The following is an 8,171-nucleotide window of genomic DNA, read 5'->3' on the forward strand; positions in this document are numbered from 1 at the left end:
CGCAGCCGCAACCGTGGCCAAGAGATTGTTGAGCGTCGCCTCGACCCGGTTCAATTGCGCGCCATAGACGCGGCCGACCGCATCGCCGGACACCGGCTCGACCGGCGCGCCTCCCTGCAGCACCGCAGGGGCAACATCCCTGTTTTTCCACGGAAACGCTTTAATCATGTTCGCTCCGGAGGGATTGGCCCACTGGCTGCCGAAACTTTTTCAAGCCGGATGGCGTCGAATCAAAACTTTCGCCACGGCGGGTGCTCTCCCCGAATTTCCGTAACCGAGGTAAATAGCGGGTTAACTCTGATTAATTTTGGCACAGAGTCGCGCTTGGGATGCGGCAACTGGAAATTGCTCTTTTTGCGCGAATGCGCGGCTGAGCTTTCACCTGTCCCGAGGCATCGCCGCATTTGCGCAGCAAGCGCCGACCTGGATTGCGACGGGGATTTTTCCTAAATGAGGCACAGGTTCGCTGCGAAAGGCCGTCCGTGACCGAAAGCCCTCTGCCCCCCGCGAAGGTCGGGATCCTGCTCGTCAATCTCGGCACCCCGGACGGCACCGATTTCTGGCCGGTGCGGCGCTATCTGAAGGAATTCCTGTCCGACCCGCGCGTGATCGAAACGCCGCGCTGGCTCTGGTGGCCGATCCTCAATCTCATCATTCTCACGACGCGGCCGGCGAAAAGCGGCAAGGCTTATGCGTCGATCTGGGACCGCCTCGGCCCCGGAAGCCCGTTGCGCGCCGTCACCGAATCGCAGGCCCAAAAGCTCGCCGCCTGGGTCGCCGAAGGCGGCCTCGGCGCGGCGCGGCCGATGGTCGAATGGGCGATGCGCTACGGCAAGCCGAGCGTGGCCGAAAAGCTCGACACCTTGGCCGCGGCGGGTTGCGACCGCGTGCTCGTCTTTCCGCTCTATCCGCAATATTCCGCGACGACGACGGCGACCGTCTGCGATGCCGTCTTTGCGGCGCTCGAACGGATGCGCGTCCAACCGGCGCTGCGCACCGTGCCCGCCTATCCGGTCGAATCCGTCTATATCGACGCCTTGGCAGAATCCTATCGCCAATTCGCGGCGCGTTTGGATTTCGTTCCCGACGCGCTGCTTCTTTCCTTTCACGGCCTGCCGCAAAGCTACGCCGACCAAGGCGATCCCTATCCGCAGCAATGCCGGGCCACGTTCGAGGCTTTGTCGGCCGCCCTCAAGAACGATGTCAAAGCCGCGCATATGAGCTTTCAATCGCGCTTCGGCCGCGCCGAATGGCTGAAGCCCTATACCGCCGACCGGGTGCAGGAGCTCGCCCGCAGCGGCTGCAAAAATCTCGTCGTCATGGCGCCGGGCTTTGCCGCCGATTGCGTCGAGACGCTGGAGGAACTCGACATCGAGAATCGGCATTTCTTCACCGAGGCCGGCGGCGTGAATTACGCCACGCTGCCCTGTCTCAACGACAGCGCCGAAGGGATGCGCGTGATCTATGCGCTCATCGGGCGCGAATTGAAGGGTTGGCTTTGACCGCATGCGCCGGCCCAGGTGTTTGCCCCGGCGCCGTTGCAGGCTAAGCCGCGCGCCCCATATGTCGCCTGCCCGGCTGTGACCGCCGGCTCTGGAGGAGATTTTATGAGGACTGCAAACTTCGCTTTGGGCATTTTCTGCGCCGCGGCCCTGCTTGGGCTGCCGCCGGCCGAAGCCAAGCCCGGCGGCTGCTTGAAATATGGCGCAGCCGGCGCGATCGCCGGCCATTACGCCGGCCATCATGCCTTCAAGGGCGCCGTGGCCGGCTGCCTCGCCGGCATGGCCCGCCGTCACGCCTATAACAACGAAGTCGCGCGCGAAAAGGCCGAAGCGGCGCATCGCAAGACAGAGGGACCGGGCGGCGCGCCGGCCGACAATCCAGCCGCCTCAGGTTCGACGCAAGATCAGAAGTGAGTCGGCGCCGCTCGCGCCTTCGGAATGGTCCCGTCGCGCAGCTTACGCTCCCAATCGTAAGCCTGCGTGACGATCTCCTCGAGATTGTCGTGCTGCGGCATCCAGCCGAGCCGCGTGCGGATGCGATCCGCACCCGCGACAAGCGCCGCCGGATCGCCGGGCCGGCGCTCCGCAAGCCTCGTTTCGAAGTCGACCCCCGAAACCTTCTTCACGACATCGACCACTTCGCGCACCGAATGGCCGTGGCCGTAGCCGCAGTTGAAGACAAGGCTTTCGCCGCCGGCGCGTAAATGCTTGAGCGCCAGGATGTGCGCGGCGATGAGATCGCTGACGTGGATGTAATCGCGCACGCAGGTTCCATCCGCCGTCGCGTAATCCGTGCCGTAAATATCGAGGCCCCGCCGCATGCCAAGCGCAGCTTGCACTGCAACTTTTATCAGATGTGTTGCGTTAGGAGTCGACTGGCCAAGACGGCCCTTCGGATCGGCCCCCGCTACGTTGAAGTAACGTAACGCCACATAGGACAGGTCATGCGCGTGAGCAGCATCCTCGAGCATCCACTCGACCATGAGTTTCGATCGGCCATAAGGATTGATCGGCGCCGTCGGCGCTTCCTCAAAAATCGGGTTGACGGAGGGTTCGCCGTAGACGGCGGCGGTGGAGGAAAAAATAAAATTTCTGATGCCGTTCCGTGTGGCGAATTCCAGGAGAGTGCGGGCCTTGACAGTGTTGTTGAGGTAATAGCCCAGTGGGTCGGAGACTGATTCCGGCACCACGATCTTCGCCGCAAAATGCGCGATCGCATCGATCTGATGCGTTGCCGCTATGGCTTTTAGTTTCGCTTCGTCCCCACTATCGCCGACGACGAGCGTCGCCGCCGCCGGAACGGCCCAGGCAAAGCCGGTCGATAAATCATCAAGGACGACGACCTGCTCGCCGGCATCGACCAAGGCCAGAACCATATGGCCGCCAATGTAGCCCGCGCCGCCGGTGACCAAGATTGCCATTCCGCTCCACTCCCGCTGTTAATATTCCGCCAAATCGTCGAAATCGGTGATTAAGTGCCTGGCCTAAAGGCACCGTTGACGCTCGGTTACGTTGCGTCCTAGGTAAATTTCGTCATTTGATTTCAATAGCCTCTCCCCAATACGGACCGCAAATGAGCCAACGCGTACGCAAAGCTGTCTTCCCGGTCGCCGGCCTCGGCACGCGATTTCTGCCGGCCACCAAATCCGTCCCCAAGGAAATGCTGACCGTTGTCGACCGGCCGATCCTCCAGCACGTGGTCGAGGAAGCTTACGAAGCCGGCATCGAACATTGCATTTTTGTGACAGGGCGCAACAAGGCGGTCATCGAAGATTATTTCGACATGGCCTACGAGCTTGAGGACATCCTGCTCAAACGCGGCAAGACGAAGGAATGGCAGGCTTTGAAGGCCGATCTGCCGGCCCCCGGCGCCATGAGCTTCACCCGCCAGCAAGCGCCGCTCGGCCTCGGCCATGCCGTCTGGTGCGCCCGCGACATCGTCGGCGACGAGCCTTTTGCCGTCGTCCTGCCCGATATGTTGACCATGGCCGGCAAAACCGGCGGCAAGCGCTGCCTTGCCCAATGCGTCGAGGCCTTCGAGACGCACGGCGGCAATGTCATTGCCGTCGAAGAGGTCAAGCCCGAAGAGACGCATAAATATGGCGTCGTGTCGGTCGGCCACAAATCTGGCCCGGCCTTCGAGATCACCGGCATGGTCGAAAAGCCGCCGCAGGGCACGGCGCCGTCGAATTTCATCATCTCCGGCCGCTACATTCTCTCTTCCGAGATCTTCAAGATTCTTGAGCGCGGGGAGAAGGGCGCGGGCGGCGAAATCCAATTGACCGACGGCATGAAGACGCTCGCGCAAGAGCAGAAATTTCATGGCGTCGTCTTCGACGGCAAGACCTATGATTGCGGTTCGAGCCTTGGCTTCCTCAGCGCCAATGTCGCTTTCGCGCTCGCCAATCCGGATATCGCGCCGGATTTCCGCCTGCTGCTCAAGACACTCATTGCCGCGCCGTGAGACTTAGAGCTGGAATTTCAGCCCGGCCATGAACAGATGGTCCACATAGTTCGTGAACCCCAGCGAACTGACAAAGCGTTGATACTTGTATGACCCGGTGATGAGAATCGACCGGGTCATATGATAATCGACCTCAAACTGGCCGGTGTAATAATTGTCGCTGACGGGCTGGCCGACGTAATTGTCCAATTGATAGGTGCCGGTCGCGGCCAACGTCAAATTGCGCAACAGATCGTGCGAGATCTTGAGCGAGAGCACATGCGAAATGGCGCCCGAGGAATTGGCCAGCGTCGTTTCGGCAATGTTGGTCGAAGCGGTGAATGTCACCGTCGTCAGCGGCGTCGCCGTATAGATCAGGCTCGCATCGACCGTCGGCGTATTGAGGTTCGGTAGCCGCGGATCGGCATAGGCGCGCGACTCATAGCCGATCGCGAGCTCGCCGGTGATGAGCCGCGTCGCCTGATAGGTCACGCCGATCTTGCCGTGAATGCCGTTCGACGAACGGTCGAAGCCGGAGACATCCGCTGTCGAGTCATATTGGTTGCGGTCGCCGGTGACTTGAACATAGGGAATGAGACCCGGCGTCAGTTCATAGGCGATGCGGCCGGCCAGGCTGTAGGTGTTGTAATCGTTCAGCGCCAGCTCCAGTGTCGTGCCGTCCGACTGCGTCGCATTGCCGAACATATAGCGGGCAAAGGCGCTGTTGAGGCTGATGGAGAGCCGGTTGAACTGTTGCGTGACGCCGAGCGTCTGGCCGACGCTCGCATACAGCGGCCGGCTGGTGATGAAGACCGCATTGGGGATGGCAAGCGTCGGCGAGCCCGGCTGCTGCGTCGTCAGACTGAAGGTCGTCTGCAGGTTGATCTGCGTCTGCCGCGTCACATCGACCCGGCCGGTGACCGTGCCGGCAACCTCGGGCCGGTTGGCGGCGGGAAAGCTGAAATAATCGTAATAGCCGCCGCGCAGGTCCGCTGCGAGGCTGTGCTGCGACCAGTCGGACTGCAGCTTCAGGCCGGTCTCGGCATGGGCGAAGGCGGACGGGACGATATCGCTGCCGAGAAGGTTCGGATTGGTGTCGTAGCCCGTATCCGTTTCGACATAAGGATAGAGCCGCAGCGAGCCGACGCCGATACCCACCGGATCGAAAGGCGTCAGATCGGGTTTCGGCCGCAGCGGATGCGGCAGCGTCGGGATGACCGCGACGGTCGGCCCCGGATCGGTGATGTCGACCGGCAGGCCGCTTGCGCCACGCAGCCGCATGCCGGGCGCCGTGGCATAGGCGGTGAGCGGCGGCAGCGGCGGCTGCCCGACCCGTCTGATTTTCGGCAATTGATAGAGCAGCGACTTTTTGCGCTTGGGTCGGCCGTAATTGATGAAATCGCGGGTCGAACTCACCGGCGGCGGCAAGCCGTAATTCGGCGGCGGGCTGGCAACGGGATTGACCGCATCCGTATCGGCCCCCCCGGGCGCGTCGGAAATATCGTTGAGGGGCGGTGATTCCGTGCCGCGCAATTCCGGCGGCGGCAGCGGCGCGGCCTGCAATGCCGGCGCCTGATCGTCCTCTGCCGACGGCGCCGGCGGCTCCGGCGTCATCTTCTGCGCATAAGCGCAGCTGTTCGCGGCAGCGATGAAAAGCGCGGCCGCGGCTGCGTTAAGGCAGAGTTTGGCTGAAACCGGCACGCGTCCTCGCTGTCGCAGCCCGCTCCCGAGACTGCGATCATCGAGGGTTAAGCAAACATGGTTAACGCCACCTTAGCGACGCCGGCGAAGCGTGCCGAAACGGGACGTAGGCTCGGTTGCTGGAATCCGCTGATATTTGAACCTGATGGCAAAGACGAACGGATTGACCGTCGTATTTCGAAATTCAGTGTTTTCCGCCTGGATAGCGCGCCGCCCAGCGTCTCCAATGCGTGGGTCGAACCCGAATCAGGTCTCCGGTCAGCGCATTACGCCAGCCTTTCGCCGTGAGGCGACAAGGAAAGACGAGGGCATGAACCTCGCGGCCTTCGATCACGCAGATTTCGAGATCGCAATCGTAAGGTGCTTTATCAATCGGGGCCCATTCCATTGAAGGAATCCTCGCCGTCCGCATAAGAACAATTTCGTCGGCCAATTGGCGAAACTTTGCGGATCAACGGCAAGCTGCAACGAGAGCCGGTAAGATGATTTGAGAGAGGTCAATTCATTCTGACCTTAGAAAAAATTTCGCTCTAGCCGCCCTCATGTCCCTCCTCGCCCCCGGCGCCAATTATGGGATTTCGGCGCCTCGGCGCTGCAAGATCGGCGAGCTTGGACTCTTCCGAAGCCAGAAGCCTTTCGACGGTTGCTCGGGTCTCGTCATCGAGCGGTGTTTTGAGGATCTGCTTGTAATGCCTAATATTCAGCTCGGCTATTTGGCGAGGACTCGTGAATTCGTCGGACATGCCGCCTTTCCCACCGGAAACATGCTCCATTGAAGCCCGAATGCGCCACGCGCCGCCATCGGATTGGGTCGCCGAATTTTTGATTGGGATCAAGTTTTCGGTCGAAATCAGAAGGCATAAAATTCCCGAGGCAGCACCGGAGGCAAGCAAATGGTGGCAGTCGCCAATCGCATCGGCGGGCCGCAAATTTATGCGGCTCACCCATGGGTGCCGGGAAACCCGGAAAAAGGCGCTCGCCATCAATTGCTGAGCGACGATGAGCGCGCGCGGCTCGCCAAGATCGCATCCATCACCCGTTTCAAGAAAGGCGATGCGATCTACGCCGAAGGCGACAAGGCTGATGCGGTATTCAACATCATAAGCGGCGTGGTCATCACTCACCGTAAAGCCGGTGACATCGATTATGTGGCTTCATTCCTTTACCCTGGCGATTTATTCGGCCTGTCCGAAGAGGGGTGCTACAGCAATGCTGCAAGGGCCGCGACTCCTGTAGTCGCCTACAAAATGCCCCTGGCAGCAGTCCGGCGCGCGTTGGACAGTGACGCTCATCTCGATGTCAATGTCATTATCAAGCTTTGCGAGGAACTCCGCGAAGCACAGCGCCATGCTCTCCTTCTCGCCCAAAGGAAAGCGACAACGCGGCTGGCGATGTTCCTCGACCTGCAGGAACATCTACAGATCTGGCGTGGAGAGTCAGCGTCGGAAATTTACTTGCCGATGAATTTTTCTGCCATCGCCGCTTATCTCGCCATGTCTCCTGAAACGCTTAGTCGTGCGTTCCGGACGATGACGCTGGATAAGGTCGTTGCTTTCCGCAATCGGCATCACGTTAAAATTCTGAACCGAGAATTGTTTGACCGGCTTGTCGCCGATTGGCGAGGCGCAAGCACCGGCGACGCCATGCGCTAGCCATGCTCGCCCTATGCACATTCGCCGTCGCGGGCAAAATGACAAGGGGCTACGGCCCGCGGAATCGATCCGCGCGCCGAGCCTCGCTTCTCTTCGCGTGCCTAGCGCCGAAAGACCGTCCGGCTCAGTAATAGCGCGCGCAGATATGTCCATGCCAGCGTAGACACCGGCGCGTTTGCCGGATCGTCGTCCTGGCAACACAGACGCCGTGGACCCGCGTCCTTCCCGGGCCGCATCCCCAGGCGACATGCGTGACCATGCCGTCCATCTGCGGAGCAGGCGCGCGCGTCATCGCCTCGCCCGACGTCGAAATGGCTAAGGCCACAGCAACAACAGAAAGCAGCTTAAGCATTCCTCCCTCCTCCTACCGTTTAAAGCGAACCCAAGCAGGGATTGAAATTTTGACGGCCTCGGCGAAAACGAGCCTCCGGCACGATCATCGAAGCGTTGGAGAAGTCCGCATCACCGGACGTCTCCAACGTCATTGACCAACAACCCGCTTCTGATCGCAGGCTCAAACCTGCCCATGCCTCCGAACTCAATACGGGTACTGGCCTGGGCAGACCCACCGGCTGTAGCGATCATAATAGCAGCCATTGTTGTAGTAGCCGGCGGCGGCGCCGGCAGCGGCACCGGCCGCGGCAGCTCCCGCGGCACCCCAGCCATAACGGCCATACCCATAACGGCCATAACCGTAACGTCCGGCATAGCGGCCACCATGGCCGTACCGACCCCCGTAGCGCATGCCGCCGCCGCGGACCCCATAGCCACGATGTGCTACGGAGCCGCGTCCGCCGTAGCCCCGGCCGGCGAACCCGCCACCGCGGCCGCCGCCGCCGCGGCCGCCGCGCGCAAGCTGGATGTCGGATGCCT

The 8,171-nt window shown here is 61.3% G+C and carries 9 protein-coding genes; 4 read left to right on the plus strand and 5 right to left on the minus strand.

The genetic code is table 11. The features are described from left to right. The first annotated feature begins 482 nt into the window (after positions 1–482). Positions 483–1,502: a ferrochelatase gene (gene hemH, locus Q0025_RS14420; protein ID WP_297300315.1), complete on the plus strand. Its 1,020-nt coding sequence runs from the start codon at positions 483–485 to the stop codon at positions 1,500–1,502. 105 nt (positions 1,503–1,607) lie between these two features. Continuing rightward, positions 1,608–1,916 carry a hypothetical protein gene (locus Q0025_RS14425; protein ID WP_297300317.1) on the plus strand — a complete coding sequence of 103 codons (309 nt, stop codon included), beginning with the start codon at positions 1,608–1,610 and terminating at the stop codon, positions 1,914–1,916. Here Q0025_RS14425 and galE read toward each other — a convergent pair. Continuing rightward, the gene (gene galE, locus Q0025_RS14430; RefSeq protein ID WP_297300318.1) at positions 1,907–2,923 is read right to left on the minus strand and encodes a UDP-glucose 4-epimerase GalE; all 1,017 of its coding nucleotides are present in this window, start codon (positions 2,921–2,923) and stop codon (positions 1,907–1,909) included. The genes Q0025_RS14425 and galE overlap by 10 nt on opposite strands. Before the next feature lie 152 nt (positions 2,924–3,075). Between galE and galU the strand changes: the two genes are divergently transcribed. Next, positions 3,076–3,966: a UTP--glucose-1-phosphate uridylyltransferase GalU gene (gene galU / locus Q0025_RS14435; RefSeq protein ID WP_297300320.1), complete on the plus strand. Its 891-nt coding sequence runs from the start codon at positions 3,076–3,078 to the stop codon at positions 3,964–3,966. Positions 3,967–3,969: 3 nt separating this feature from the next. On the opposite strand, the gene Q0025_RS14440 is transcribed toward galU, so the two are convergent. Both Q0025_RS14440 and Q0025_RS14445 read right to left on the minus strand, forming a co-directional pair. Next, positions 3,970–5,646: an outer membrane beta-barrel protein gene (locus Q0025_RS14440; RefSeq protein ID WP_297300322.1), complete on the minus strand. Its 1,677-nt coding sequence runs from the start codon at positions 5,644–5,646 to the stop codon at positions 3,970–3,972. Positions 5,647–6,176: 530 nt separating this feature from the next. Further along, positions 6,177–6,389 carry a hypothetical protein gene (locus Q0025_RS14445; RefSeq protein ID WP_297300324.1) on the minus strand — a complete coding sequence of 71 codons (213 nt, stop codon included), beginning with the start codon at positions 6,387–6,389 and terminating at the stop codon, positions 6,177–6,179. A gap of 150 nt (positions 6,390–6,539) precedes the next feature. On the opposite strand from Q0025_RS14445, the gene Q0025_RS14450 reads away from it, so the two are divergent. Further along, the gene (locus Q0025_RS14450; RefSeq protein WP_297300326.1) at positions 6,540–7,298 is read left to right on the plus strand and encodes a Crp/Fnr family transcriptional regulator; all 759 of its coding nucleotides are present in this window, start codon (positions 6,540–6,542) and stop codon (positions 7,296–7,298) included. Between the two features lie 124 nt (positions 7,299–7,422). On the opposite strand, the gene Q0025_RS14455 is transcribed toward Q0025_RS14450, so the two are convergent. After that, positions 7,423–7,650 carry a hypothetical protein gene (locus Q0025_RS14455; RefSeq protein WP_297300327.1) on the minus strand — a complete coding sequence of 76 codons (228 nt, stop codon included), beginning with the start codon at positions 7,648–7,650 and terminating at the stop codon, positions 7,423–7,425. 186 nt (positions 7,651–7,836) lie between these two features. Further along, a partial coding sequence (locus Q0025_RS14460) for a hypothetical protein (RefSeq protein WP_297300329.1) occupies positions 7,837–8,171 on the minus strand: 335 nt, incomplete at its 5' end.

This window comes from uncultured Methylovirgula sp. (assembly GCF_947646745.1).
Lineage (GTDB): Bacteria > Pseudomonadota > Alphaproteobacteria > Rhizobiales > Beijerinckiaceae > Methylovirgula.

What these genes read in the sequence shown, in the direction of transcription:
- Q0025_RS14425 (WP_297300317.1), top strand. Translation starts at nt 1,608, where the DNA reads ATGAGGACTGCAAACTTCGCTTTGGGCATTTTCTGCGCCGCGGCCCTG.
- galE (WP_297300318.1), bottom strand. Translation starts at nt 2,923, where the DNA reads ATGGCAATCTTGGTCACCGGCGGCGCGGGCTACATTGGCGGCCATATG.
- galU (WP_297300320.1), top strand. Translation starts at nt 3,076, where the DNA reads ATGAGCCAACGCGTACGCAAAGCTGTCTTCCCGGTCGCCGGCCTCGGC.
- Q0025_RS14445 (WP_297300324.1), bottom strand. Translation starts at nt 6,389, where the DNA reads ATGTCCGACGAATTCACGAGTCCTCGCCAAATAGCCGAGCTGAATATT.
- Q0025_RS14450 (WP_297300326.1), top strand. Translation starts at nt 6,540, where the DNA reads ATGGTGGCAGTCGCCAATCGCATCGGCGGGCCGCAAATTTATGCGGCT.
- Q0025_RS14455 (WP_297300327.1), bottom strand. Translation starts at nt 7,650, where the DNA reads ATGCTTAAGCTGCTTTCTGTTGTTGCTGTGGCCTTAGCCATTTCGACG.